22 protein-coding genes, 1 tRNA gene and 1 riboswitch are annotated in these 24,469 nt (G+C 69.4%); of the genes, 13 read left to right on the top strand and 10 right to left on the bottom strand.

The features are described from left to right. Positions 1 to 392 precede the first annotated feature (392 nt). The gene (locus ACO2Q1_RS00190) at positions 393 to 1,067 is read left to right on the top strand and encodes a TetR/AcrR family transcriptional regulator (RefSeq protein WP_423327525.1); all 675 of its coding nucleotides are present in this window, start codon (positions 393 to 395) and stop codon (positions 1,065 to 1,067) included. Between the two features lie 118 nt (positions 1,068 to 1,185). Here ACO2Q1_RS00190 and ACO2Q1_RS00185 read toward each other — a convergent pair. The 4 genes from ACO2Q1_RS00185 to ACO2Q1_RS00170 all read right to left on the bottom strand — a co-directional run bounded on the left by ACO2Q1_RS00185 (position 1,186) and on the right by ACO2Q1_RS00170 (position 4,672). Further along, positions 1,186 to 1,259, bottom strand: a tRNA-Gly gene (locus ACO2Q1_RS00185). A 270-nt stretch (positions 1,260 to 1,529) separates the two neighbouring features. Beyond that, positions 1,530 to 2,891 (bottom strand): glutamate--cysteine ligase, encoded by a 1,362-nt coding sequence (locus tag ACO2Q1_RS00180; RefSeq protein ID WP_423327524.1) that lies wholly within the window; start codon positions 2,889 to 2,891, stop codon positions 1,530 to 1,532. A gap of 102 nt (positions 2,892 to 2,993) precedes the next feature. Next, the gene (locus tag ACO2Q1_RS00175; RefSeq protein WP_423327523.1) at positions 2,994 to 3,713 is read right to left on the bottom strand and encodes a 16S rRNA (uracil(1498)-N(3))-methyltransferase; all 720 of its coding nucleotides are present in this window, start codon (positions 3,711 to 3,713) and stop codon (positions 2,994 to 2,996) included. 14 nt (positions 3,714 to 3,727) lie between these two features. After that, positions 3,728 to 4,672, bottom strand: a complete 945-nt coding sequence (locus ACO2Q1_RS00170; protein ID WP_423327522.1) for an aspartyl protease family protein — start codon at positions 4,670 to 4,672, stop codon at positions 3,728 to 3,730. Between the two features lie 208 nt (positions 4,673 to 4,880). Between ACO2Q1_RS00170 and thrC the strand changes: the two genes are divergently transcribed. Further along, the gene (gene thrC / locus ACO2Q1_RS00165; RefSeq protein ID WP_423327521.1) at positions 4,881 to 6,290 is read left to right on the top strand and encodes a threonine synthase; all 1,410 of its coding nucleotides are present in this window, start codon (positions 4,881 to 4,883) and stop codon (positions 6,288 to 6,290) included. 293 nt (positions 6,291 to 6,583) lie between these two features. On the opposite strand, the gene ACO2Q1_RS00160 is transcribed toward thrC, so the two are convergent. The 3 genes from ACO2Q1_RS00160 to ACO2Q1_RS00150 are packed head-to-tail and all read right to left on the bottom strand — an operon-like array spanning position 6,584 to position 9,978. After that, positions 6,584 to 7,171, bottom strand: a complete 588-nt coding sequence (locus tag ACO2Q1_RS00160) for a hypothetical protein (protein ID WP_423327520.1) — start codon at positions 7,169 to 7,171, stop codon at positions 6,584 to 6,586. A 54-nt stretch (positions 7,172 to 7,225) separates the two neighbouring features. After that, positions 7,226 to 8,173 carry a homoserine kinase gene (gene thrB / locus ACO2Q1_RS00155; protein ID WP_423327519.1) on the bottom strand — a complete coding sequence of 316 codons (948 nt, stop codon included), beginning with the start codon at positions 8,171 to 8,173 and terminating at the stop codon, positions 7,226 to 7,228. Between the two features lie 29 nt (positions 8,174 to 8,202). Next, positions 8,203 to 9,978: a homoserine dehydrogenase gene (locus ACO2Q1_RS00150; RefSeq protein ID WP_423327518.1), complete on the bottom strand. Its 1,776-nt coding sequence runs from the start codon at positions 9,976 to 9,978 to the stop codon at positions 8,203 to 8,205. 146 nt (positions 9,979 to 10,124) lie between these two features. On the opposite strand from ACO2Q1_RS00150, the gene ACO2Q1_RS00145 reads away from it, so the two are divergent. The 3 genes from ACO2Q1_RS00145 to metB all read left to right on the top strand — a co-directional run bounded on the left by ACO2Q1_RS00145 (position 10,125) and on the right by metB (position 12,823). Then, positions 10,125 to 10,253: a hypothetical protein gene (locus ACO2Q1_RS00145; RefSeq protein WP_423327517.1), complete on the top strand. Its 129-nt coding sequence runs from the start codon at positions 10,125 to 10,127 to the stop codon at positions 10,251 to 10,253. 159 nt (positions 10,254 to 10,412) lie between these two features. Continuing rightward, a riboswitch (SAM riboswitch) is annotated at positions 10,413 to 10,525 on the top strand. 73 nt (positions 10,526 to 10,598) lie between these two features. Next, on the top strand, positions 10,599 to 11,642 hold the full coding sequence (gene metX, locus ACO2Q1_RS00140) for a homoserine O-succinyltransferase MetX (protein WP_423327516.1): 1,044 nt from the start codon (positions 10,599 to 10,601) through the stop codon (positions 11,640 to 11,642). After that, positions 11,639 to 12,823, top strand: a complete 1,185-nt coding sequence (metB, locus tag ACO2Q1_RS00135; protein ID WP_423327515.1) for a cystathionine gamma-synthase — start codon at positions 11,639 to 11,641, stop codon at positions 12,821 to 12,823. Before metX ends, metB begins: the two co-directional genes overlap by 4 nt. Before the next feature lie 385 nt (positions 12,824 to 13,208). On the opposite strand, the gene ACO2Q1_RS00130 is transcribed toward metB, so the two are convergent. Then, the gene (locus ACO2Q1_RS00130; RefSeq protein WP_423327514.1) at positions 13,209 to 14,039 is read right to left on the bottom strand and encodes an LD-carboxypeptidase; all 831 of its coding nucleotides are present in this window, start codon (positions 14,037 to 14,039) and stop codon (positions 13,209 to 13,211) included. A gap of 352 nt (positions 14,040 to 14,391) precedes the next feature. Here ACO2Q1_RS00130 and ACO2Q1_RS00125 point away from each other — a divergent pair, with 352 nt between their 5' ends. From ACO2Q1_RS00125 to ACO2Q1_RS00090, 8 genes are all read left to right on the top strand, one after another. Continuing rightward, positions 14,392 to 14,682, top strand: a complete 291-nt coding sequence (locus ACO2Q1_RS00125) for a type II toxin-antitoxin system RelE/ParE family toxin (RefSeq protein WP_423327513.1) — start codon at positions 14,392 to 14,394, stop codon at positions 14,680 to 14,682. Beyond that, positions 14,683 to 14,979: an addiction module antidote protein gene (locus ACO2Q1_RS00120; protein ID WP_423327512.1), complete on the top strand. Its 297-nt coding sequence runs from the start codon at positions 14,683 to 14,685 to the stop codon at positions 14,977 to 14,979. A 79-nt stretch (positions 14,980 to 15,058) separates the two neighbouring features. Beyond that, positions 15,059 to 16,471: a UDP-N-acetylmuramate--L-alanine ligase gene (locus tag ACO2Q1_RS00115; RefSeq protein ID WP_423327511.1), complete on the top strand. Its 1,413-nt coding sequence runs from the start codon at positions 15,059 to 15,061 to the stop codon at positions 16,469 to 16,471. 112 nt (positions 16,472 to 16,583) lie between these two features. After that, positions 16,584 to 17,273 carry a PepSY-associated TM helix domain-containing protein gene (locus tag ACO2Q1_RS00110; protein ID WP_423327510.1) on the top strand — a complete coding sequence of 230 codons (690 nt, stop codon included), beginning with the start codon at positions 16,584 to 16,586 and terminating at the stop codon, positions 17,271 to 17,273. Positions 17,274 to 17,286: 13 nt separating this feature from the next. Then, the gene (locus tag ACO2Q1_RS00105) at positions 17,287 to 17,799 is read left to right on the top strand and encodes a DUF2271 domain-containing protein (protein WP_423327509.1); all 513 of its coding nucleotides are present in this window, start codon (positions 17,287 to 17,289) and stop codon (positions 17,797 to 17,799) included. Between the two features lie 23 nt (positions 17,800 to 17,822). Continuing rightward, positions 17,823 to 18,623, top strand: a complete 801-nt coding sequence (locus ACO2Q1_RS00100; RefSeq protein WP_423327508.1) for a DUF4198 domain-containing protein — start codon at positions 17,823 to 17,825, stop codon at positions 18,621 to 18,623. A gap of 9 nt (positions 18,624 to 18,632) precedes the next feature. After that, positions 18,633 to 19,712 (top strand): FAD:protein FMN transferase, encoded by a 1,080-nt coding sequence (locus ACO2Q1_RS00095; protein ID WP_423327507.1) that lies wholly within the window; start codon positions 18,633 to 18,635, stop codon positions 19,710 to 19,712. 1 nt (position 19,713) lies between these two features. After that, the gene (locus tag ACO2Q1_RS00090; RefSeq protein ID WP_423327506.1) at positions 19,714 to 21,075 is read left to right on the top strand and encodes a sulfite reductase subunit alpha; all 1,362 of its coding nucleotides are present in this window, start codon (positions 19,714 to 19,716) and stop codon (positions 21,073 to 21,075) included. Positions 21,076 to 21,332: 257 nt separating this feature from the next. Here the strand turns inward: ACO2Q1_RS00090 and ACO2Q1_RS00085 are convergent, their stop codons facing one another. Further along, entirely contained in the window at positions 21,333 to 22,016 is a 684-nt protein-coding gene (locus ACO2Q1_RS00085) for a Fe2+-dependent dioxygenase (protein ID WP_423327505.1), read from the bottom strand. An 82-nt stretch (positions 22,017 to 22,098) separates the two neighbouring features. After that, a complete protein-coding gene (locus tag ACO2Q1_RS00080; RefSeq protein WP_423327504.1) occupies positions 22,099 to 24,348 on the bottom strand; it encodes a TonB-dependent receptor in 2,250 nt (749 codons plus the stop codon). Positions 24,349 to 24,469 lie beyond the last annotated feature (121 nt).

Below are 24,469 nucleotides of genomic sequence, written 5' to 3'. Positions count from 1 at the left end.
ACACAGGCCGTGCGTTCGCCTCGCTGAAAAAGGGCGGGGCCGACCGGCGAGGGCCGGCCCCCAGGAGGAGAACCCAGGACCGGGTTTCGAAATTCCGTTCCGCAAGGCCGGCGAGGACGATTTACGGTCCGTCCTGACGCCAAAACGCGTCTGTGTCGCCTCAGTCGACATACGGCCCCTCCCAGGCGGCGCTGACCCCGCTAAGGCCGCTGCCGCCGCTGAACGCTTCCTGCGCCTCTCATTCCGCCACCGGTGTCATCAGGCCGCGTCGGAGGTCATGTTGGAACGACTGTGGCGTGAACCCCTTTTACAGTCAATAGTGACTGTCAAATGAGCCGAACGGCTTATTGAGCTGGACATTCAGGGATCGAACTGGTCATTTGCAGGACGCCATGACCGCAAAGCCTGCCACTCCCATTCCCCAACCGCGCGGCTCACACGCAGAGCGCAGCGCACAGATGCGCCAGCGCCTGGTCGACGCCGCGATCGCCTGTCTGAGCCGGCTGGGCTATGCGGCGACCACCACCCAGGTCGTCATGGAGGAGGCCGGGGTGAGCCGGGGCGCGATGCTGCACCACTTTCCGACGAAGGTGGATCTGATCATCGCCGTGGCGGAAGCGGCCGCCCTGCATCAGAACAGATCCGTTCGCCGCCGGCTGGGCCAGATTCCGGCGGGCCTAGACCGCTACATGGCCCTGACCCGCGCCACTTGGGAGGCGATCTGTCAGCCCCCTGCCCTGGCCCTGCTCGAGATCATGTTGGCCTCACGCAGCGATCCGGCGTTGGGAGAACGATTTCCGCAGATCGCCCAGCAATTGGAGGCAGACCAGAGAGAAGGCGTTTGGGCTCTCGCGAAGGAACTCGGCATTGGCGACCGCGCCGCCGTCGAGAGCATGGTGCGGCTGCACGTAGCGGCCATGCGCGGCCTGCTGATCGAGATGACCTTCTCCGGCGACCGTCACACCGCCGAAGTCGACATCACGCTGCTGGAATATCACAAGCGGACCCTGACCGGGGCCCTGCTCACAGGATCCTCGATCCGGGCGGACGCCGATCAGCCGAAGTGATCGTCGCCACCCCGGGCCGTCAACCGATCCCCACGATTGGAAACCAGGATCAGGGTCGAAACCACGGCCGGGACTGTCAAAAGGCCGGCAAAACGGCAGGGCGATATCGGCTAAGTGTTGGAGCGGGCAGCGGGAATCGAACCCGCACGAAAAGCTTGGGAAGCTTTCAGGCTACCACTACATCATGCCCGCGGAGCCGGGGCGGACACTAGCGGCTCGCGTGGCCCGCTCCAAGCGCTGAGGCAAAAAGAATACTCGAAGACCGCGGCACCCGACGGTTGATGTAGATCAAGGCGTCGCCGCCCCGCGCAGCGCATCTCCCGATCCTCGCATCAGGAGATCGCCATGCCCGTCCCGACCGAAGCCCTGCCCTGGCTGGCCGCCGTCCTCGCCTTTTTCGGCGTCTTCATCGTCGCCGTGGGCGGAACCCATCTGTGGACCCTGAGCGAGCCGAAGGACTGATCAGTAGGCGAAGTCGCGATACACGCGGCTCAGGTCGCCCGCCCACTCGCCGTGGTACAGGTCGAGCAGACGCTCGGCCGGGGTGACGCCGCTGTCGGCGATGTCTTCCAGTTCTGACAGATAGCCGCGCTCGTCGACCATGCCGCCCGAGAACATGGCCCGGCTCTTCAGGCCTTCGCGGGCGATGGCGACCATGTCGACAGCGATGTCGCGCACGGAGCGGCCGGCGACCTCAGCCTTCAGGCCCAGCCGGGTGACGTCGCGGCGCAGGCGTTCGTGGTCCTGAATGTCCCAGTTCTTGCACAAGTCCCAGGCGGCCGCGAGCGACGGCGCGTCGTAGAAGATGCCCGCCCAAAGCGCCGGCAGGCCGCAGATACGGCTCCAGGGCCCGCCGTCCGAGCCGCGCATTTCCAGATATTGCTTCAGCCGCACCTCGGGAAACAAGGTGGTGAGGTGATCGCCCCAGTCCTTGAGCGTCGGCCGTTCGCCCGGCAAGGCGGGCAGCCGGCCCTCGAGGAAGTCGCGGAACGACTGGCCGGAGGCGTCGACATAGCGCCCGTCGCGCTTGACGAAATACATTGGCGTGTCGAGCGCATAGTCGGCGTAGGCCTCGAAACCGAAGCCGTCGCGGAAGACGAAATCCAGCATGCCGGTGCGGTCCGGATCAGTATCGGTCCACACATTGGCGCGCGCCGACAGGAAGCCGTTGGGGCGCCCCTCGGTGAAGGGAGAGTTGGCGAACAAGGCCGTGCCGATCGGCTGCAGCGCCAGGGAGGTACGGAACTTGGCGACCATGTCGGCTTCGGAATCGAAGTCGAGGTTGGCCTGGATGGTGCAGGTCCGCAGCATCATGTCGAGGCCGAGGGACCCCTTTTTCGGCATATAGGCGCGCATGATGTCGTAGCGGCCCTTGGGCATGACCGGCACGTCCTCGCGCCGCCACATGGGGTCGAAGCCGACGCCGAGGAAGCCCAGGTTCAGTTGGTCGGCGACCTGCTTGACCTCCATCAGATGCTGGCCGGTCTCGGAACAGATTTCGTGGATCGACCGCAGCGGCGCGCCGGACAGTTCGAACTGGCCGCCTGGCTCCAGGCTGACCGAGGCGGTGAAGCCCTCGGTGTTCCTGCGCTCCAGCCCGATGACGTGACCGCCCTCCTCGACCGGCGTCCAGCCGAAGCGTTGCAGCCCGTCCAGCATCGCCTCAATGCCGCGCGGCCCTTCATAGGTCGGACGGCGAAGGGTCGAGCGGTCGAAGGCGAACTTCTCGTGTTCGGCGCCGATGCGCCATTCATCCTTCGGCTTCATGCCCTTCGACATGGCCCCGATCAGTTGATCGAGCGAAAGCGTTTCCTGATCGGCCATGCGGCGAAGCCCCTCCCGACGCACCCGTGCGTCGGCCTGTCGCGGCTAGATGGGCGGGAAAGCGACGTTCCTCAAGGGGGAAGACGAAGCCGGGTCGCCGTGTCAGCGATCCCAGTCGCCGACCGCGGCCTGCCACAGGCCCAGGGCGGTGATCGCGGCGGTGTCGGCGCGCAGGATACGCGGACCGAGAGAGACGGCCGAGGCGTAAGGCAGGGCGCGCAGACGATCGCCCTCCTCCGGCGAAAATCCGCCCTCGGGCCCGATCAGGATCGACCAGGGACCGGATCCGGCCTGTGCCAGGGTTCGGATCGCCGGCGCGCCGCCCGTCTCGTCACAGAACATCAGGCGCCGGCCGTCCGGCCAATCGTCCAGCAGGGTCTCCAGCTTCACCGGATCATCGATCAGGGGCACGTCGAGCCGGCCGGTCTGTTCGGCGGCCTCCTCGGCGATGGCGTCGAGGCGGTCGAGGCGGAGACGGTCGGCGTTGGTTCTGTGAGTCAGGACCAGGCGCACCCTGCGCGCCCCGAGCTCCGTCGCCTTTTCGACGATGGTCTCGACGCGCGCCTTCTTGACCACGGCGACGATCAGTTCGAGGTCCGGGCCGAAGACCTGGAGCCGGCTCTGTTCAACGGCGCGCAGGATAACGCCCTTCTTCAGAACCTCTGCCACTTCGGCGCACCATTCGCCGTCGCGGCCGTTGAACACCAGAAGGTCGTCGCCGGCCTTGAGCCGCATGACCTGGGTCAGATAGCGGGACTGGTCCAGGGTCGGGGCGACGGCGGCGCCGGGGGCGAGGTCGGAGGTGACGTGAAGCCGGATCATGCCGCCTTTTCGCCTCAGCCGACGATCAGGTCCAGCGGGCGCGAGGCCAGGATCCGCCCGCCCGCCAGATCCAGGACGACGCGACGGCCCTCGAAGGCGGCGGTTCCGACCAGGGAGGAGGGGAAGGTCGGCAGGCCGGGCGTGTCGAACACGGAAACCTCGGCGCGGCCGAGGTCCGAACCACCCGCCGTCAGCGACCCGACGCGGATGAGGCGCGACGCCATCGCCCCGCCCAGCACCAGGGTCGAGCCCTGCGTGGTCGGACGGCCGTCCAGCAGCCCCGCCTTTCGGGCCTCGGCCTCCGACAGGGCGAGGGCCGAGGAGGAGCCGGTGTCGACCAGGGCGTCGATCAGGGATCCCTCGACAATGACCTCGGTGCGGAGGGCGCGGCCCTGACGGCGGGCGGGCGCCGCGACCAGGTCGGCGGCGGAGGGGGCGGCGGCGAGAAAGCGCAGCCGTCGGCCGGCGCGGCGGGGCCGCGACAGGTCCAGCTCGATGACCGCCTCGCCCAGCACGTCCTGTCCCAGGATGATCGGGGTGGCCAGGCCGCGCGGAGACGCCACCGGCCCGAGGTCCAGCACGGCGGCCTGGAGCCGCGAGATCTGCAGCCCCCCCGCCGCCAACGACACGCCGACGCCCCGGCCCATCTGAGGCCCGCCGCCCACGCCATAGGCGATCAACGGCATGTTGAAGCCCGACTTCAGACCCAGGCTCTCGGCGAACTCCCGGTCGATGGCCGAGTATTCGGCGCCGCTGTCGATCAGGGCGCGCACCGTGCGGCCCTGGATTGCGGCCGACACTGTCGGCACATCGGTGCGAGGATGATCCCAGGGTCGCCAGGCGTCGTCGACGACAGCCACGTCCGGGCGCCGCCAGACGACCTGATCGCGCAGCCAGACCCCGCCGGCGACGGCGGCGCCTAGGGCGCCCACACGCAGCAACAGGCCGCGGCGGTTCATCGGCGGAAAGACCTCATGCGCCACACATGGCCGCATCCGGTCGCCGACGCCAGCGCCCGCGTCATCCTGGCGCGGGGCGCATGACATGGCGCAAGGGTCGAAGCTTTCCCCGATCCGGCCATCCGGCGCCACAGCAGGCAATTTTTCGCCCGATCCGCTGCAATCCGGGGTGACGACCGTTCCGCCTTCCGGTTAGGACACGCCGGTCATGACCCAGTTCGCCGCCGATCGTTATCTCTCCACCCGAGGAGACGACACCCCCACCGATTTCGCCGGCGCCCTGTTGCGCGGCATGGCGCCAGACGGCGGCCTGTATATGCCCGGGCGCTGGCCGACGCTGCCCGCCGACGTCGCCCGACCCGGACGCACCTATGGCCAGATCGCGACCGACGTTCTGGTCCCCTACCTCGGCGACGCCCTGCCCCCGGCGGCGCTGGAGCGGTCGCTGGCGAAGCTGGTCGCCGGCTTCGACGATCCGGCGGTGACGCCCCTGGTCCAGCTGTCCGACGACCTGTGGATGCTGGAACTGTGGCACGGTCCCACGGCCGCCTTCAAGGACCTGGCCATGCAGCTGGCCGCCGCCCTGTCGGAGGAGGCCCTGGCGGCGTCCGGCGAGCGGCTGACCCTGGTCACGGCGACCAGCGGCGACACCGGCGCCGCCGCCGTCAACGCCTTCGCCGACAAGGCCAATATCCGCCTGATCGTCCTCCACCCGCTGGACCGCGTCTCGCCGGTGCAGCGCAGGCAGATGACCACGGTCCCGGCCGATAACGTCCTGAACCTGGCGGTCGAGGGCGATTTCGACGACTGCCAGCGGCTGGTGAAGGGACTGCTGGCCGAGGAGAGCCTGCGCGACGGGGCCCGGTTCAGTTCGGTCAACTCCATCAACTGGGCCCGGCTGGCGGGCCAGATTCCCTACTATGTCTCGGCGGTCATGCAACTGCGGGCGGTGGGCGAGGATCGCGCCCCGCACTTCGTGGTGCCGACGGGCAATTTCGGCGACGCCTTCGCCGGCGTCGCGGCGCAGAAGAGCGGCCTGCCCGTCGCCGGCTTCACCGCCGCCGTCAACCGCAACGACGCCCTGGCCCGCGCCATCAACGACGGCCTCTATGAGCGCCGCCCCGCGGTGGAGACGGCCAGCGTCTCCATGGATGTCCAGGCGCCGTCGAACTTCGAGCGCCTGATCTTCGAGGCCTCCGGCCGTGACGCCGTGGCCACCCGCGCCCTGTTCGAGACCTTCGCCGCCGAGGGCCGGGTGGAGATTCCCGCCGTCATCCTGTCCGCCGTCCGCGCCCAGGTCGCCGCCGTCTCGGTGGACGAGGCCACGACACGCGCCGAGATCGCCGACGCCTGGGAGGCCTATGGCCGCGTCGTCTGTCCGCACACGGCCGTGGCCCTGTCGGCCGCACGCCGCCTGGAAAGCCAGGACGCCCCGGTCGTGGCCCTGTCCACCGCCCATGCGGCCAAGTTCGGCGGCGACGTCTCCTCGGTCCTGGGCTTCGACCCCGAACCCTGCCCCGTCATCCGCGACCTGGGTGACCGCCCCGAGCGACTGACCGTGGTCGAGGGGACGCCCGAGGCCGTGCTGGCGGCGGTCAAGGGGTTCATGGCGGGGTGAACGCCTGCCGCCGCCCGGGCGAAAAAGGAGTCGGGAGAGTCCAGAGAGTCGGGTTCCTCCAATTGACGCGGCGATGGAGGCGCCACGGCCAGATCGCCGGACGCTCCCCTGCAGCGGGCAGGCAGGATTATGCATCGGTTTCAGGTCGCGGCCGGAAGCGGGCGCGAAGTTTCTGGAAAACCGAGGTATTACAAAGGCCGGGAACGGGATTCTGCGCTGGATGAGCCCGTTCTGTCGTGGTCATCCGGGCCTTGCGCCAAGGGTGATGGGAACAGCGCGAGCAGAGCGCCCGACTATTTCCGTCCCTGCTCGAACCGCCACTTGCGGACGGCCTGGACCGCGATGACGGCGAACAGGATGACGCCGCCCACGATCCACAAGAGGCCCCAGCCCCGGGTGATGTCCCAGGCGCGCGAGGCGTTCCAGAGCATGAAAGGGACGGCCAGGGCGCCGAGGGCCAGCTGGCCGTAGCTGAGGTTGCGCATCGCCAGCCCCCTGGACGCGGCCGGAGACAGGGCGGGCGACACCGGGCGGCGACGCGCCAGAGCTCGGGCCGGGGCGTATCGGGCCCACATCTGCCAGGCGACGAGGCCCGCCGCGAGGGCGATCAACGGCGGATACAGGATCCAGGCCCGGGTCTCGATCTCGCGGCCCAGCGCCAGGGCCAGGCCGCCGGCGATCAGGATGGTTCCGCCGAACACGCCCCAGAAGGACCAGCGAAGGACGCGGTCATAGGCCTGAATGAACTGGCGGTGTTCGTCCGCATTGAGGCGGATCGCCGGACCTTTCTGGTCCTGGCGATACAGGAAGGATCGCCCCTCTTCCGGCTCGAACTGGGCCGCGAAGGACTGGCGGAGACGATCGACGGCGCCGAACTGCATGGCGCCAATCTAACCGACCGGACAGAGACGCCAAACGACGGAAGCTGACGCCGGTCAGGCCGGCTCGGCCAGGCGCCAGAAATCCATGCGGCGGAAGAAGGCGGCGGGGGCCTTGGGCGTGACCAGATTGGCCGGGTCGTGGAAGATGCGGTCGTGCAGGCGCGTCAGGGTGAAGCGCAGGCAGGCGGCCTCGCCGAGGCGCGGCAGGGCCTCACGCTCGGCGGGGGTCAGGGGACGGACGGCTTCGTAGCCGCGCCGGAAGGCCGCAGCGGCGCCGGGGATTTCCCGCCCCTCTCCGTCGAAGCCCCAGGCGGTCAGGGCGATGGCGAGGTCGTAGGCGAAGGGGCCGTCGCAACCGAAATAGACGTCGATGACGCCGGACAGTCTGCCCTGGTCGAACAGGACGTTGTCCGGAAAATAATCGGCATGGACGGCGCCCGAAGGCAGGTCGTCCGCGAACGGATCGCCGATCCGGTCCAGGGCCGCGCGGCAGCCGGCCACCAGTCCGCGATCCTCCGGCGTCACCGCGCCCGAGGCCGAGCGATCCAGCAGGGCGCGCCATTGGACCGGCCCGACCGGATTGGGGCGGCGTCCCGCGAAGTCTGCGGCCGCAAGATGGAATTCGGCCAGGGCGGCGCCCGCCTGGGCCAGTTCGTCAACCGAGGGCGCGCGCAGCCAGGCGCCGGTGAGCCACTCGACGACGGCGGCGGGCCTGCCGTTCAGGTCGCCGATCCATTCGCCCGCCGCATTCCGCAGCGGGCGGGCCGCCGGGAATCCCGCTGCCGCGAGATGATCGGTCAGCCCCAGGCAGAAGGGCAGGCTGGCGGCGTCCGTCCGGCCCTCGAACAGGGTCAGGACGAAACGACCCTCGGACGTCTCCAGCCGATAGTTGGTGTTTTCCACCCCCTCGGCGATGGCGTGCAGACCCGTGACCTCGCCGAGGCCGTAGCCCCGGACGAAGTCGCGCGCCTGTGCGACGGTGACCGGCGTGAAGACCGCCATCAGATCGACTCCGCGTCCGCTTCCTCCGCTCAGTGATAGCCGAGGGCGGCGTGACGCGCGCGGATGATGTCGGCGACGTCGGCGAGGACGCTTTCCGTCGTCGGCCAGCGACCCGCGCCCCGGCCCTTGCACGACCAGACCCGACCGTCCTCGCCATAGACCTTGAGGGCGTTGCGTTCGCCCTTCAGGGCGCTGAACAGGGGGTCGTCGAGGTCGCGGTCCAGCTTGACCGAGGCCTGCAGCACCCCGTCCTCGAGCCGGCAGGCGCCGATCTGGCGGACCGGGCCGTCGGCCTGGAAGTCGGCGGCCAGGACATCGCACGGCAGGTCGTCGCCGGGCGTTTCGCCGAACGCCTCGAACGCCAGCAGCTTCACCTTGGCGGCCGAGTCGCGGCCCTCCAGATCGGACGAAGGGTCTTCCTCGGCGAAACCGGCCACGCGGGCGTCGGCCAGGGCGTCGGCGAACTCGGCGCCCTGATCGAGGCGGTCGAGCATGAAGTTGACCGTGCCGTTCAGCACCGCCTCGAAGCCGGCGACCGGGCCGGCGGCGCGGGCCGCACGGAGCGTTTCGATCATCGGCGAGCCGCCGCCCACCGCCGCCGAATAGGCCAGGCGGGCGTTGTTCGCCTCGGCCAGGCGGGCGAGGCCGCCGGGGTCGCGGCTGATGGCCTGTTTGTTGGCGCTGGCCACGTCGACGCCGCGTTCCAGCGCGGCCCGGATCAGGTCGTGGCCGGCACCGCCCTCGGACAGGGCCTCGACCAGAAGATCGGGCTTGAGATCCAGCAGGGCCTCGCGGTCCGACAGGAACAGCCCGGCCGGGGCGTCCACGTCGCGCGGCTTCTTCGGGTCGCGCACCAGGACGCCGACGACTTCATAGCGGCTGTCGGGCAGGAGCCGGGCCAGGAGGCCGCCGCCCACCACGCCGCAGCCGGCGATCGCCACGCGCACCGGGGCGTCGGGGATCGACCGACCGGGAGGCGCGGAATGGTGGCCGACCACCGTGCAGTCGGCGCGCCCCAGGGCCGCGACCTCGATCTCCACCCCGCGCTGTTCGCCCAGGTCGATGGCGTCATGCTGGACCAGAGCGCCGCCGTGACGGCGGGCGTCGTCCCAGCTGGCCTGACGATAGCGCAGCGGGCGGCCCGAGTTGGAGGCCGGATCGCGGTCGTAGAGGCCGTCGACGTCCTTCACCAGCCGCACGCGTTTCAGGCCCAGCTCGGCCGCCAGGAAGACGGCCGTCAGGTCCGACCCGCCGCGCCCGAGCAGGGCGACCTGATCCCGGTCGTTCACGGCGCCGAAGCCGGGCACCACCACCACCTGATGCTCCGACAGGGCCTTGCGAAGATGCGCGCCGTGCAGGCCGACGGGATGGGCGTGCTCCAGCGGGCCTTCCGCGACGACGCCCAGTTCGCGCACCGACAGGGACTTGGCGTCCAGGCCGATACGGTCGCAGGCGATGGCCACGAGCGCCGCGGCACGTTCTTCGCCCTGGGCGACATAGGCGGGAAGCAGGTCGTTGGAGTGGTCGAGACCGAGGTCGCGCGCCTCGGCCAGCAGGGCGTCGGTCTGGCCGGCGAGGGCCGAGACCACCGCCACCACCTTCCGACCCGCGCGGACGTGGCCATAGACCTCGGACGCCACGGCCGGGGCCTGGGCGGCGTCGCGCAGGATGGAGGAGCCGAACTTCAGCACGACGACGTCCGGCGCAGCGGCCGCGAGCGGAGAGGCGACGGCCTGGACGGGGGCGTCATCGGCCGCCTCGAGCGGTTTGAGCGGTTCGACGAGGGCGAGATTGGAGTGCGGCATCGGAGGTCTCTTGAGGCTTGGAACGGGGAGTGGAGGAAGGAGGCTGAGGGCAAAGAAAAACCCGCCCGGTGGGTCCGGGCGGGTTCGGGTTTGAGCTTGTCCTGATCGACGCGCGCTAACCTGTTCCCGCCCCAGGGGGGCCGGTCATGGTCGTACCGCCGGTGGTGGTGAGCGCAGACGTCGCCGACCGCGCCGAACCGGCGGCGGTGCTAATCGAGGCGACGATGGAGACGAGACGCGACACGGCGGTCATCCTGCGAAAACTTCCAGTCTAGGGTGTCGGGCGTCGTCGGCCCCGTCAACCCCTCTCGCACGTTTTTTGCGCGTTTTGGCAATTCGACGAGTATAGGGCCGCGCACGCATCGCCTGTTTCCTGGATCGATCGACAGAATTTTCCTCTTGACGCTGGCCGCAAAATTCATCACCCCTAAAAGCACTCATCAAGACCGGCTGAGGGATTAGGCCCTTTGACGCCGGGGCAACCATCGGGTTCCGCCCGAACGGTGCCAACTCCTGCGGGGCTTTCCGAAGCCGCGAGAGATGAGTGGAGCGTCGACGAGGCGACGCCCCACGATCTGTCACCGCATGAGCCCTGGTGGGCGGGAATGCGGATGACGACCATGGCTTTCGACGCTGAAAACACCACTCTGGAGCCGCTCTGTCGCGCGCCGGAAACGCGTCGTTCCGGGGCGGTCGGTTCGGAGCAGACGGGCGACGTCCTCGTGCCCCTGCCCGCCGACTTCCGTCTGGCTTCGGGCCAGCGCCTGGGCCAGCCGGTCATCTCCGCGCGGCTGCATGGGCGGATTGACGGCCCCCTGATCGTCGTGGCGGGCGGCATCTCCTCGGGTCGGTTCGTGCACCGCACCGAAACCAACGGCCTGGGCTGGTGGTCGGGCGCGGTCTCTGACGGCGGCCCGATCGACCTGAAGACCTGTCGGGTCCTGGCCTTCGACTTCGCACCGGACGCCGCCCCCGGCGCCGAGCCCGTCACCATCACGACCCAGGATCAGGCGCGGCTGCTGGCGCTGGTCCTCGACCACATCGGCGCCGGGCGCGTCGCGGCCTTCGTCGGCTGTTCCTACGGCGGCATGGTCGGGCTGGCCTTCGCCGAACAGTTCCCCGAGCGTCTCGGCCGCCTGATCGTGGTGTCAGCCGCGCACCGCGCCCATCCCCAGGCCACCGCCTGGCGCGGCATCCAGCGGCGCATCCTGCAGTTCGCCGCCTCGGTCGGCCGTCCCGAGGACGGCGTGGCCCTGGCCCGCGAACTGGCCATGACCACCTATCGCACGCCGGAGGAGTTCGCCGAGCGATTCGATGACGCGATCGCGCCGTCGGCGGGCGACGCCTATCCGGTGTGCGGCTATCTGACGTCGCGCGGCGAGGCCTATCGCACCCACACCACCCCGGCCCGCTGGCTGTCGCTGTCGGATTCGATCGACCGCCATCGGGTGACGCCCGAGCCGATCACGGCGCCGACCTTCCTGATCGGCTTCACCTCCGACCGGCTGGTGCCGATCGACGACATTCGCGAACTGGCCGCCCGGCTGCCGAACCTGTGGCGTCTGGTGGAGGCCCCGTCCCTCTACGGCCACGACGCCTTTCTGAAAGAGGACGCCTTCGTCGGCGACATCCTCAAAGACGCTCTCAAGGACATCGAACAATGACCCGCGCCCAGAATGCTCAGACCCTGTGCGCCCGTTCGGGCGTGGATCAGGACACGGCGCACGGCGCGGTGATGCCGCCCCTGTACCTGTCGTCCAACTACTCCTTCGCCGGCTTCGAGCAGAAGCGGAAATACGACTACAGCCGGTCGGGAAATCCGACCCGCGACGTCCTGGCCGAGACCCTGGCCGGGCTGGAGGGCGGCGCCGGGTGCGTGGTGACGGCCACCGGCATGGCGGCGGTCGATCTGCCGCTCAGCCTGCTGTCGCCGGGCGACCTGCTGATCGCGCCGCACGACTGTTACGGCGGCACCCATCGCCTGCTCAGCGCCCGCGCCCGCAAGGGCCATTTCGAGGTCGCCTTCGTCGATCAGGGCGACCCGGACGCCCTGGAGGCCGCCCTGGCGCTGAACCCCCGACTGGTGCTGGTCGAGACGCCGTCCAACCCCCTGTTGCGCGTCGTCGACGTCGCCGACATCTGCACCCGCGCGCATCGCGTGGGGGCCAAGGTGGTGGCCGACAACACCTTCCTGTCGCCGGCCCTGCAACGGCCGATCGAACTGGGCGCCGACTTCGTCGTGCATTCCACGACCAAATACATCAACGGCCATTCGGACGTCGTCGGCGGCGCCGTGGTCTCGGCGGATGCGGCCGACCATCAGGAACTGGCCTGGTGGGCGAACTGCCTGGGCGTCACCGGCTCGCCGTTCGACGCCTATCTGACCCTGCGCGGGGTGCGCACCCTGTTCGCGCGTATCGAACGCCAGCAGGCGACGGCCGGGGCCGTGGCGGCGATCCTGGAGGCCCATCCGGCCGTCCGCGTGGTCCACTATCCGGGCCTGGCCTCCCACCCCGGCCACGCCCTGGCGGCGCGTCAGCAGAAGGGACCGGGCGCCATGCTGTCGTTCGAACTGAACGGGGGCGCCGAGGCGGTGCGCGCCCTGATCGAGGAGCTGGAGATCTTCACCCTGGCCGAGTCGCTGGGCGGGGTCGAAAGCCTGATCGCCCATCCGGCCACCATGACCCATGCGGCCATGACGCCCGAGGCGCGCGTGACGGCCGGCATCACCGAAGGCCTGCTGCGGCTGTCGGTCGGGCTGGAGCATGAGGACGACATCGTCGCCGACCTGACCCGCGCCCTGGACGCCCTGACGGAGGTTGCGGCGACGGCCGAGGCGGCCTGACCCAGGAGCCCCTGGTCCGAAACGGACCAGGGCGTCTCGCGCCCCATGGGCCGTCACCCTGGGGCAACCGGTGGCCCGAAACGATCGGACCCGCCTCCACCGGGTGGAGACGGGTCCTGTCGGAACTGATGCGCCCCGGCTCCCAGCGGGTCACGACGACGCCCCCACGTCATCCCCCAAACTCGCTAACCGCTGACGCCCGCTCAGGAAATCCCGGACGGCGAACCGTCCGCACGTCCCGGCGGTGAACCGTCAGGCGACATCGGCGCGTATGTGAACGACTGTTACATCGGCTGTCGAGAGGCTTTGTGCCGAAACGGGATACTTTTCGTACCAGCCCCCAAATCGTACCGGGAGGTGCGGCGCGGCGGCCACGCCGGAACCTTCAGCCGAAGGGGACGATCCGGTTGTCCCGGTCATGGCCGATGTCGGCGGGTCCCAGATAGGGAATGCCCGAGCGCGCGCACCAGTAGCGGACGATCTCCTCAGGCGTCAGGCCGAAGTCGGGATCGTTGGGGGTCACGTCCGAGACCCGGCCGAGCCGGATGCCGGCCACCTTGCGGATCGAGGCCTGGCCGGTCAGGTGGAACATCATCCGATCGACGCGATACAGGGCCTCCGACACCTCCTCGATCATCAGCACATGGCCGGTCAGGTCCGGCTCCAGCGCCGTGCCGACCAGTTGGTCGATGATGGTCAGGTTGAAGGCGACGGCGGGCTTCCGGTCGATCGCCAGCGAGGGCTCCAGCCAGTCGGACGCCCCCGTCGTCAGCCAGGCCACGGCGCCGCGCGCGGTGTCGTCGCGACGAACCGAATCCGACGCCATCGGCCCGTGCGCCAGATGTTTGAACCCGGCCTTGTACATGCCGGCCAGCAGGCTGCCGGCGTCGGAATAGCCCATGTAGCGCTTCTTGCGCGCCACTGCGTTCAGGCGCGGGATCACCGCCTCGGCGATGCGGCAGGAGCCATAGCCGCCGCGCGCGAACCACACCGCGTCGATGCGGGGGTCGTTGGCGTATTCGATGAAGGCCTCGGCTCGCGCCCGGTCATCGCCGGCGAAATGACCGTGCTTCAGGAAACAGGCGGGGTGGAAGACCACCGAGACCGAGCCGTCCGGATAGTGTTCGGCGAACCAGGCCCTGACCGCCTCGGCCCTCGCCTTGGGAAACCGCGAACTGGCGCAGACCACGCCGATCTTGAAGGTGTTGGCGATCACTTCCGGTCGCCCTCGTCCCTTGCCCCGAAGATCAGGTCCATCAGTCGCTCGCTCGACGTCCTGCGTCGCGACGGACGTCCTTTTTCAGTCTCGCCGGACGAGCGTTCGACGTCATGCGCAACGGGGGCGTCATTCGCGCCGAACACGATATCTCCCAGCCGTTTCAGCAGGGTTTTCGGGAGAGGATTTTGCATGCGTTCCATCGCTGTCCTGTGGCCAGGATAGAGGTGCGGCGTAGGCGGGGAAAGGCGATTGTCCGCCGACAAAGACCCGTTCGACATTCACGAAATCATCGGACCCTCAGGGTGTCACCTTTGATTGACAAGGGTTGAGCGTCACGTATAGTTGACAGATGATCGAGGTTCGCGAGACCGAGATGTTTTCGGACTGGCTGGCGGCTCTGCGGGACGTCCGCGCCAAGGCTGAAATCGCCCGCCGGATTCGCCGACTGGCCCTTGGCAATCCAGGCGACGTCAAGCCGGTGGGACAGGGAGTCAGCGAGCTTCGTATCCATACCGGCCCCGGCTATCGCGTCTATTTCGTTCAGCGCGGCGACATCCTGATCATCCTGCTCTGCGGCGGCGAAAAGGACAGTCAGGATCGCGACATACGCGCCGCCCTACGCTTCGCAAAGGAGATCTAGATGCCCGTAGAATCCCGTCCCTTCGATCCGGCCGCCTATCTGGAAGACCCGGAAGCGATCGTGGCCTATCTGGAAGGCGCCTTCGCCGACGGTGATCCGGCCGAAATCACCGATGCGCTCGGCGTCGTCGCGCGCGCACGCGGCATGACGGCTTTGGCCGAGGAGACCGGCCTTCCGCGCCAGTCCTTGTATCGGGCGCTCAGCAGCGACGGCAATCCGGAGTTCCGCACGGTGCTGCGGGTCCTCCAAGCCCTGGGTCTGCGGCTGCATCCGGAGCGGCTGCCTGAACCCGTGTGAGGACGGAAAAGCGTCGGGCCGCCCGGAGCCCGACGATCTGTGACTTCCCCCGTCACCTGCACCCCGCTACTCAGCCGAAATGAAAAGCGACGCCTCCTATTTCTTCTGCGGCATCGGCGGGTCGGGGATGTTGCCCCTGGCGATGATCGTGCAGTCGCGCGGTCACGCCATCCAGGGTTCGGACCGGTCGCGGGATCAGGGGCGGACGCCGGAGAAGTTCGCCTGGCTGGCCGAACACGGGGTGACCCTGTTTGCGCAGGACGGGTCGGGGGTGACCTCGCCGGATCAGGTGGTGATCGCCTCGGGCGCGATCGAGGATACGGTGCCCGACATCGCGGCGGCGAAAAGCGTCGGCGCCGTCATCAAGACCCGGCCGCAGTTGCTGAGCGAACTGTTCAATGCGGCGCCGACCTCGGTCGGGGTGGCGGGCACCAGCGGCAAGTCGACCATCACCGGCATGGTCGCCTGGATCCTGCATCAGGCGGGTCGCGACCCGACCGTGATGAACGGCGCGGTGATGAGGAATTTCGTCGACGCCGACCACCCCTACGCCAGCGCCCTGATCGGGGGTTCGGAGCTGTTCGTGGCGGAGGTGGACGAGAGCGACGGCTCGATCGCCCGCTACGACGCGACGGTGGCGGTGGTGTCGAACATCTCGCTGGACCACAAGTCGATGGAGGAGTTGCGGACGCTGTTCGGCGGCTTCACCGGGCGCGCCGGCAAGGCGGTGCTGAACCTGGACAACACCGAGACCCAGGCCCTGGCGCAGAGGATGGAGGCCGAGGGCCGTGGCGGCGACGTGACCACCTTTTCACTGGGCGAGGCCGACGCCGATCTGGTGGCCCGCGATCTGTCGCCCCTGCCGACCGGAATGACCTTCGTCCTTCACGCGCGAGGCGGTGCGGCGCGGCCGGTGACCCTGAACGTGCCTGGGGCGCACAATGTGGCCAACGCCCTGGCCGCCATCGGCGCGGTTCGGGCCATCGGGGTGTCGCTGGACGCGGCGGTTGCCGCCTTGGCGTCCTTCGCGGGCATCCGTCGCCGCATGGAGGTGGTCGGGACGGCGAACGGGGTGACGGTCATCGACGACTTCGCTCACAACCCCGACAAGATCGCCGCGACGCTGAAGACCCTGCACGCCTTCGACGGGCGGTTGCTGATCCTGTTCCAGCCGCATGGGTTCGGCCCGCTGAAGCTGATGAAGACCGAGTTCACCGAGGGGTTCGCCGGCCTGATGCGCGAGGACGACGTGCTGCTGATGCCCGAGCCGGTCTACTATGGCGGGACGACCGATCGATCGGTGGGGTCTGAGGACATCGCCGCCGGTGTCCGCGCCCTGGGCCGTGACGCCCTGGCCCTGGCGGACCGTGCGGCCTGTGGCGACCGGCTGATCGACCTGGCGCGGCCCGGCGACCGTATCCTGGTCATGGGCGCCCGTGACGACACCCTGTCGGAGTTCGCGGCGGCCCTGGTCAGGCGATTGGGCGGATAGAACTATTCCTCCCCCTGCGCTTTGCCTGGAGAAGGAATAAAACCTGCGACCGATCGCGCATTGCGCGCTGTTTCTATTGCAACTCGTTCGCATCTTGTGGCAGAGGCCGGGTGTGACCGACGTTCCCGCCCGCCCCGAGCCTGACTCGCCCGTCGAAGCCGCCGCCTCCCGGCCCGCCAAGGCGCCGGGCGTGAACCGCGCGCGCGCCTTCTGGCTGAAGCAGTTGCACAGCTGGCACTGGATTTCGGCGGGGGTGTCGCTGATGGCCCTGCTGCTGTTCGCGGTGACGGGCATCACCCTGAACCACGCGCCCCAGATCAAGTCCGAGCCCCGCACCACCGAACAGAGCGCCGTCCTGCCCGCGCCGCTGGTGGAGCGCCTGTCCGAGATGGGCGAGGAGACCACCGACCCCGTCCCCGACGCCGTGGCCCGCTGGGCGCAGGGCGAGTTGAAGGCTCGCATCGCCGGCCGCCCGACGGAAACCACGCCGGACGAGGTCTATGTCGCCCTGCCCCGTCCCGGCGGCGACGGCTGGATGACCATCGACCGCGCCTCGGGCGAGGTGACGATGGAGGTCACGAAGCAGGGCTGGGTCGCCTACCTCAACGACCTGCACAAGGGCCGCAACACCGGCAAGGTCTGGTACTGGTTCATCGACGTGCTGGCCGTGGCCTGCGTCGTCTTCGCCCTGACCGGCCTGGGACTGTTGTGGCTGCACGGCCGCAGCCGCCCCTCGACCTGGCCCCTGGTGGGGCTGGGCCTCTTGATCCCCGTCATCATCGCCCTGTTGTTCATTCACTGATCGAGCCAAGACCATGCGCGTCCTCCCCCTCGCCGCCTCAGCTGTGATCGCCGCCGGAGCTCCGGCGGTCGCGTCGGCCGCCGACCTGACGGTCAATGTCACCGTGCCCCGCATCAACTCGGGCTCCTACCACCGGCCCTATGTCGCCGTGTGGATCGAGACGCCGGACCAGAACGCCGTGCGGACCCTGGCCGTCTGGTACCAGCAGACCCGCAACGCCGAGGGCGACGGCAAGGACTGGCTGAAGGACATGCGCACCTGGTGGCGCAAGGGCGGCCGGGCCATGGCCTTGCCGGCGGACGGCGTGTCCGGCGCCACCCGCGCGCCGGGCCAGCACACCGTGCGCGTGCCCGGCGCCCGTCTGAACGGCCTGCAGCCCGGCCAGTACAACATCGTGGTCGAGGCGGCCCGTGAACTGGGCGGTCGAGAGGTGGTGCGCGTCCCCTTCCGCTGGGGCGCGGCCAACACCGGCCGAGCGACCGGCTCCACCGAACTCGGCGCCGTTTCGGTCGCCGTCACCCGCTGATCCTCGTCACAGGAAGACCCGTCATGAAGAAGTCGATCGCTCTCGTCGCCGCCCTGCTGGCCCTCGGCGCCCCCCTGTCGGCCCAGGCCCACCGCGCCTGGCTGGCGCCCACCTCCACCGTCCTGTCGGGCAATGACGCCTGGGTCGGCTTCGACGCCGGCATGTCGAACGGGGTCTTCATTCCCGATCACGCCGCCATGCGTCTGGACGGACTGACCATCACGGCGCCGGACGGCACGACCGTCCAGGCCGAGAACCAGCACCGCGCCCGCTATCGCTCGTCCTTCGATCTGCACCTGACGCAGAGCGGCACCTATCGGATCGCCAACGTCATGGGCGGGATGATGGCCTCCTACACCCTGAACGGAGAGCAGAAGCGTTGGCGCGGCGCGCCGGCGGAGTTCGCGACCGCCATCCCCGCCGGCGCCACCGACGTGCAGGCCACCCGCACGTCGAGCCGCATCGAAACCTTCGTCACCCTGAACGACACCTCGGCCACCGCCCTGGCGGCGCCGGCCGAGGGCCTGGCCCTGGTGCCGGTGACCCATCCCAACGACCTGGTGAAGGGCGAGGCCGCGACGTTCAAACTGGTCAAGGACGGCCAGCCGGCGGCCGGGCTGGAAGTCACCGTCGCCCGCGGCGCCACCCGGTATCGCGACAATCCGGAAGAGCAGACCGTGACCACGGGCGCCGACGGCGGCTTCTCGGTCACCTGGCCCGAAGCGGGCATGTACTGGCTGAACGCCTCGGTCCGCACCCCGGCCCAGGGGGCGGAGCCGGCGACCAACGCCAGCTATGTCGCCGTGGTCGAAGTCCTGCCCTAAGGTCTGAGCTTGATCGACCGTCCGTCCCGAGGCGCGCCGCCGCCTGTCATCATCGGTCAAGCGACGCCGGTGGACGGGCGCGAGGGCGATCGCATGCTGCTGCCGCTCGACGCGCCGCCTCCGACGCGGCCGCCGGACGACCGCATCCGCGATCTGGGCGGTCAGACCATGGGCACCACCTGGTCGGCGCGGGTCATCGCCCCGCCGGCCACGACGGATGTCGAACTGCTGGGCGCCGTCGAGGCCGAACTGGACCGCGTCGTCGCCCTGTTCAGTCCCTGGTCGCCCGACAGCGAGGTCAGCCGGTTCAATGCGGCCGAGGCCGGGCCGGTGGTTCTGTCCGAAGACTTCTGGGCCCTGTTCGATCTGGCGCTGGATCTGGCGGACGACACCAGCGGCGCGGTCGATCCGACCCTGGGCGCCCTGGTGGACCTGTGGGGCTTCGGCCCGCCGGGTCCGCGCGACGCGACGGCCGGTCTTCCGTCGGACGAAGACCTTCAGGCGGCCTTGTCGGCGTCCGGCTGGATGAAGCTGCGGCTTGACCGGCCGAACCGGACGGCCTTCCAGCCGGGCGGCATGCGGCTGGACTTCTCGGCCATCGGCAAGGGCTGGGCGGCGGATCGGGTGTCCGAGCGGCTGACGACCCTGGGCGCGACCTCGCATCTGGTCGAGGTGGGCGGCGAACTGCTGGGCCGGGGCGTCAAGCCCGACGGCCAGCCCTGGTGGGTCGAGCTGGAGCGGCCGCCGGGCGACGACAGCGTTCGCACCGTGGCCGCCGCCTTCGATCTGGCGGTCGCGACCTCGGGCGACTATCGCCGCTACTTCGGACATAACGGGCGACTGTTCTCGCATTCGATCGACGGCCGAGAGGGCGCGCCGATCCAGAACGGCCTGGCCTCGGTGACTGTGCTGCACCCCAGCGCGGCGCGGGCCGACGCCCTGGCCACGGCCTTGACCGTGATGGGGTCCGAGGACGGTCCGGCCTTCGCCACTGAGGCCGGGATCGCCGCCCGCTTCATCCGCCACGATCGCGGCCGGTTCGCCGAGACCGAGAGCCCCGCCTTCCGGGCCATGGCCGACGAGGGCTGAGGTGAGCGGCGATCCGATCCGTCTGGCCCTGGCGGCCCTCGCGCTCGTCCTGTGGCTGGCCGTTACCCTGGCGGTGGTCTGGGGCGAGGCGCGCAAACGCCGCGACACCGCGCGCCGCGCCGCCGAACGGGCGAACCGGGCCGCCGACGCGACGCTGGTGGCCTACGCCAGTCAGACCGGGTTCGCCGAGGAACTGGCCGAGATGACCGCGCGCGCCCTGACCGAGGCCGGACAGGCGGCGACCACGGTGTCGTTCGCGGAACTGGATCTGGATCTGCTGCGGACCTGCCGACGCGCCCTGTTCGTCGTCTCGACCACCGGCGAAGGGGACGCCCCCGACAGCGCCGCGCGCGCGGTGCGGACCCTGCTGGGAGCGCCGGCCGATCTGGACCGGTTGTCGTTCGGCCTGCTGTCGCTGGGAGACCGGTCCTACAGGGACTATTGCGGCTTTGGACGGGCGGTCGATCACTGGCTGCGCCAGTCCGGCGCCCTGCCCCTGTTCGACGCGGTCGAGGTGGACGACGCCGATCCGGCCGCCATCCGGCACTGGCAGCACCAGCTGAACCAGCTGACCGGGACGCAGGTCGCCCCCGACTGGACCCCCGCCGCCTATGGCCGGTGGCGTATGGTCGAGCGCCGCCTGCTGAACCCCGGCAGTCCGGGCGGCGAGACCTGGCATGTCGCCCTGGCGCCGCTGGACGGACGGCTGGAGTGGTCGGCCGGGGACATCGCCGAGGTCGGCGTGACGACCGAGACGGGCGACACGGTGTCGCGCGAGTACTCGATCGCCTCTCTGCCGTCCGACGGTCGGCTGGAGCTGGTGGTGCGGCTGATGACGGGGCCCGACGGGACGCCGGGTCTGGGGTCGGGACGGCTGACCCGGTCGCTGGTGATCGGCGACGAGGCGCCGCTGAGGATTCGCCGCAACCGCAACTTCCACGGTCCTGACGGAGCGACGCCCCTGATCCTGATCGGGGCGGGCACAGGGATCGCGGGCCTGCGCGGCCACCTGCGGGCGCGAGCGCCGGGCGACGGCGGCGCCTGGCTGATGTTCGGCGAGCGGACCGCCGCCCACGACGCCTATTTCGACGACGAGCTTCAGGCCGCCCTGGCGTCAGGCGCCCTAAGCCGACTGGACCGGGCCTTCTCGCGGGACGCAGGCGACGGAAGCTATGTGCAGGCCCTGATCGACCGCCATGCCGACGAGGTGCGCGCCTGGGTCGAGCGGGGCGCGGCCGTCTATGTCTGCGGCGCGCTGGAAGGCATGGCGCCGGGCGTCCATGCGGCGCTGGAGCGGGCCCTGGGCGCCGACGGCCTGATCGCGCTCAGCGACGCGGGTCGGTATCGGCGGGACGTGTACTGAGCTGTTTCGCCGGAGTCAGGCGAGGCCGTCTTGTTCGCCCCCAGTCGCGAGTGAGTCTGGGTCCACCTTCAGGCCGTTGACGACGTTCCCAGCTTCCCTCTCCCGGTTGGGAGAGGCTCCAGCCGTGCGACGGCTTCGCCGACGGTCAGACAGTCCCCTCATCCGCCCCTGCGGGGCACCTTCTCCCAACCGGGAGAAGGGAGAGGGAGAGCTGGCTCCCACCCATAGCCGCCCCCCCAAAAAGCCCCGGTTCGCGCCTAAACCTCCGACCACCGTCTCAGCAGGTTGTGGTAGACGCCGGTCAGTTCGATGACGGCCTGATCTTTCGGCCCCTTATCGGCGGCGACACGCTGGGTGGCGACGTCGAGGCGGAACAGCATTTCGCGGTCGCCGTCGTCGCGGATCAGGCTCTGCAGCCACATGAAGCTGGACACCCGCGCGCCGCGTGTCACGGGCGTCACCCGATGCAGACTCTTGGACGGATACAGGACCATGTCCCCGGCGGGCAGTTTGACGGTCTGGGAACCGTACATCTCCTCCACGACCAGTTCGCCGCCGTCATAGTCCTCAGGCTCGGACAGGAAGAGGGTGGCGGACAGGTCGCTGCGGATGCGGACCGAGCCGTCGCGGCGCTGGCGGATGGCGTTGTCGACGTGGACGCCGAACTCGCCGCCGCCCTCATAGCGGTTGAACAGGGGCGGGAAGATCGTGTGCGGCAGGGCGGCGGCGACGAACATCGGATTGGCGTTCAGAGCCTGAACCACCAGGGCAGAGACCTCCTTCGCCTCGGCCGAGTCCTCCGGCAGCTGGGTGTTGCGCTTGGCCGTCGCCGACTGATGGCCAGAGGTCATGTTGCCGTCCGCCCAGGGACCGGCGTCGAGAATGGCGCGCAGCGCCTTCACCTCGGCCTTGGTGAACACCTCGGGGATATGCAGCAGCACGGCGGCCTCGCGAACAAAAGGGCGGCGTCAGAAGCTGACGCCGCCCGAGGTTAGACCCGCTGGAACGGGGTCGGGGAGAAAATCAGAAGCGGACGTTCAGCTTGAGTATCGCCGAGCGGCCCGGCGCCGGATCGGCGTGGTGCACCCCGTTGGTCCGCAGGATGTAGCGTTCGTCGCCGGCGTTCTGGACATTCAGCTGCAGCCCCACCCGATCGGTCAGCTCATAGGCCCCGAACAGGTCGATGCGGGTGTACTCCGGGGCGTAGACCCTGGCCGATCCGCCGCCGGCGCCGCCCTGGTTGCCGCCGAAACGGTCCGACACATAGTAGAGCCCGCCGCCCAGGGTCAGACGCGGCAGAACGCGATAGGTGCTGAAGAGGCTGAAGCTGTGCTCCGGCGTGTTGGCGAGCGGATCACCGACGTTGACGTTGTTGTAGGCGCCCCGGACAAGCTCCGAGTCCATGTAGGTGTAGCCGCCGAACACCGTCCAGGCCGGGGTCACGGAGCCGGAGGCGCCCAGCTCCAGACCGCGCACCTCGGCCTCGCCGGCCTGCTCATAGACCCCGGCGTCGACCAGAATCTGGGCGTTCTTGCGAGTGGTCTGGAACAGGGCCGCCGACAGGCTGAGACGCTGGCCGAACAGGTCGGCCTTGGCGCCGATCTCGTAGCTTTCGGTATCCTCCGGCTCCAGCAGATCGCCGGCCAGATTGCCCGAACCCGTACCGCCCGTGCCGTTCTGATCTCCGCCGGCGATCGTGGGCGGGGTCGATGAGGTCGACCAGGAGGCGTAGACGCTGGTGTTCGCCGACGGCTTGTAGACGAGGCCGACCTGGTAGTTGACGAAGTCCCACTGGGACTCCGGGATGGCCGCGCCGGTCGAGGCCACACCGTCGACCGAATAGTCGTCCCAGCGCAGGCCCAGGTTCAGCCGCCACCGCTCGCCCAGCTCCATCGAATCGAAAGCGTAAACGGCCGTGGTGTCGGTCGTGCTGGCGGTCACGGCGCCGCGCACGATAGAGCCCGTCCAGGGATCGGCCGGGTTCGGGTCATAGACACGGGTGCAGTCGAAACCGCTGAGCGGGGCCGGACAGGTCGAGCCGCCGGTCGTGGTGACGGTGTAGGAGGCGTTGCGATTCTCCTCGGTCGACAGCTCCAGACCGATGTCGAAGTTGTGCTTGATCGCGCCGGTGCGGAACACCCCGTACAGGTCGGTGACGTTGGCCAGGGTGTCGGTCGGGTTCCAGCGCGACTTCAGGCCGCGCTTCATCCAGTACTCGCCGCCGACGAGCACCGCCGTGCCGCCGTCGCCGGGATTGGTCACCACATAGTCGTTGAGGGTCTCGGCGTAGCGGGTGGTGTTGCGGACGGCCAGGGTGTCGCTGAAGCGGTGCTCCAGCTTGACGGTCGCGCTGTCGACCTCGTTGCGCAGATCGTCGCGGGCGGTCAGGCCGTAGAAGCTGTCATAGGGCACATCGAGGATGCGGCTGTCCGACGTCTGGATCGTCCAGGCGCCGTCGAGTTTCCGATCCAGCGGAATGCCGTAGTCGGGCATCGAGTCGGCGCGCAGCCCATAGTAGCTGAAAGTGGCGGTGGTGTTCGTGCCCAGTCCGGTCGCGAACGACAGAGCCAGGCCGTACTTCTCGAAATCCACCGCATCGCGGCCGGCCACGTCGCCCTGGGTCGCCAGCAGGTTTAGACGAAACGCCGTGGTTTCGTTGAAGCGCCAGTTGCCGTCGAGCGTGGCGCGATAATAGCTGTCGGTTCCGCCGGCCGCGCCGACGTTGACGAAGTCGGCGAGGTGAGGCGCCTTGGAGCCCAGATTGATGCTGCCGCCGCCCGAGCCCCGGCCGGAATAGACCGAGTCCGGTCCCTTGATGACCTCGACCTGTTCCAGGTTGAAGACCTCGCGCGACTGGCCGCCGGTGTCCCTGACGCCGTCGACGAAGACGTTGTTGCCGGACGACTGGCCGCGAATGAAGGGGCGTTCGGCCAGGGGCTGACCGCCCTCGCCCGCCCCGAAGGTGATTCCCGGCGAGGTGCGCAGCAGGTCCTCCAGCGAGGTCGCGGCGGTCTGGTGGATGATCTGTTCGGGAATGACGGTCACCGCGCGCGGCGTGTCCACCAGAGGCGCGACGAACTCGGCCGAAGCTGGCTCGCGGCGCACGCGCTGGCCGTTGACGTCGATGGTGCCCAGGTCCGCCGCCTGCTGGTCCGGGACCGCCGCATCACCGGGCGCTTCCGCCAGGGCCGGGGCGGCGCACATCAAGCCGGCGGCGCTGGAGGCGAACAATAGGGCGCGGAGCGCGGCGGCGCTGCTGTTGCAAGCGGACATGGAAGCAGATCCTTGGGGAGGCGATATTGCGATGCGCTCGCAAATACCAAGCCTCGCCGCAGATGCAACTCATACTGCGAACAATTTGCAATAATTCGACCCAGAGCCGCCGCAATTCCGC

It is taken from the genome of Brevundimonas sp. VNH65, assembly GCF_049445955.1.
Classification (GTDB): domain Bacteria; phylum Pseudomonadota; class Alphaproteobacteria; order Caulobacterales; family Caulobacteraceae; genus Brevundimonas.
The sequence above is the reverse complement of the archived record's forward strand: the minus strand, read 5'-3'. Positions and strand labels throughout refer to the sequence as shown.

Excerpts from the sequence above, each read along its gene's own strand:
- ACO2Q1_RS00190 (WP_423327525.1), top strand. The coding sequence starts at position 393 with ATGACCGCAAAGCCTGCCACTCCCATTCCCCAACCGCGCGGCTCACAC.
- ACO2Q1_RS00180 (WP_423327524.1), bottom strand. The coding sequence starts at position 2,891 with ATGGCCGATCAGGAAACGCTTTCGCTCGATCAACTGATCGGGGCCATG.
- ACO2Q1_RS00175 (WP_423327523.1), bottom strand. The coding sequence starts at position 3,713 with ATGATCCGGCTTCACGTCACCTCCGACCTCGCCCCCGGCGCCGCCGTC.
- ACO2Q1_RS00170 (WP_423327522.1), bottom strand. The coding sequence starts at position 4,672 with ATGAACCGCCGCGGCCTGTTGCTGCGTGTGGGCGCCCTAGGCGCCGCC.
- thrC (WP_423327521.1), top strand. The coding sequence starts at position 4,881 with ATGACCCAGTTCGCCGCCGATCGTTATCTCTCCACCCGAGGAGACGAC.
- ACO2Q1_RS00160 (WP_423327520.1), bottom strand. The coding sequence starts at position 7,171 with ATGCAGTTCGGCGCCGTCGATCGTCTCCGCCAGTCCTTCGCGGCCCAG.
- thrB (WP_423327519.1), bottom strand. The coding sequence starts at position 8,173 with ATGGCGGTCTTCACGCCGGTCACCGTCGCACAGGCGCGCGACTTCGTC.
- ACO2Q1_RS00150 (WP_423327518.1), bottom strand. The coding sequence starts at position 9,978 with ATGCCGCACTCCAATCTCGCCCTCGTCGAACCGCTCAAACCGCTCGAG.
- ACO2Q1_RS00145 (WP_423327517.1), top strand. The coding sequence starts at position 10,125 with ATGGTCGTACCGCCGGTGGTGGTGAGCGCAGACGTCGCCGACCGCGCC.
- metX (WP_423327516.1), top strand. The coding sequence starts at position 10,599 with ATGGCTTTCGACGCTGAAAACACCACTCTGGAGCCGCTCTGTCGCGCG.
- metB (WP_423327515.1), top strand. The coding sequence starts at position 11,639 with ATGACCCGCGCCCAGAATGCTCAGACCCTGTGCGCCCGTTCGGGCGTG.
- ACO2Q1_RS00125 (WP_423327513.1), top strand. The coding sequence starts at position 14,392 with ATGATCGAGGTTCGCGAGACCGAGATGTTTTCGGACTGGCTGGCGGCT.
- ACO2Q1_RS00120 (WP_423327512.1), top strand. The coding sequence starts at position 14,683 with ATGCCCGTAGAATCCCGTCCCTTCGATCCGGCCGCCTATCTGGAAGAC.
- ACO2Q1_RS00115 (WP_423327511.1), top strand. The coding sequence starts at position 15,059 with ATGAAAAGCGACGCCTCCTATTTCTTCTGCGGCATCGGCGGGTCGGGG.
- ACO2Q1_RS00105 (WP_423327509.1), top strand. The coding sequence starts at position 17,287 with ATGCGCGTCCTCCCCCTCGCCGCCTCAGCTGTGATCGCCGCCGGAGCT.
- ACO2Q1_RS00100 (WP_423327508.1), top strand. The coding sequence starts at position 17,823 with ATGAAGAAGTCGATCGCTCTCGTCGCCGCCCTGCTGGCCCTCGGCGCC.
- ACO2Q1_RS00080 (WP_423327504.1), bottom strand. The coding sequence starts at position 24,348 with ATGTCCGCTTGCAACAGCAGCGCCGCCGCGCTCCGCGCCCTATTGTTC.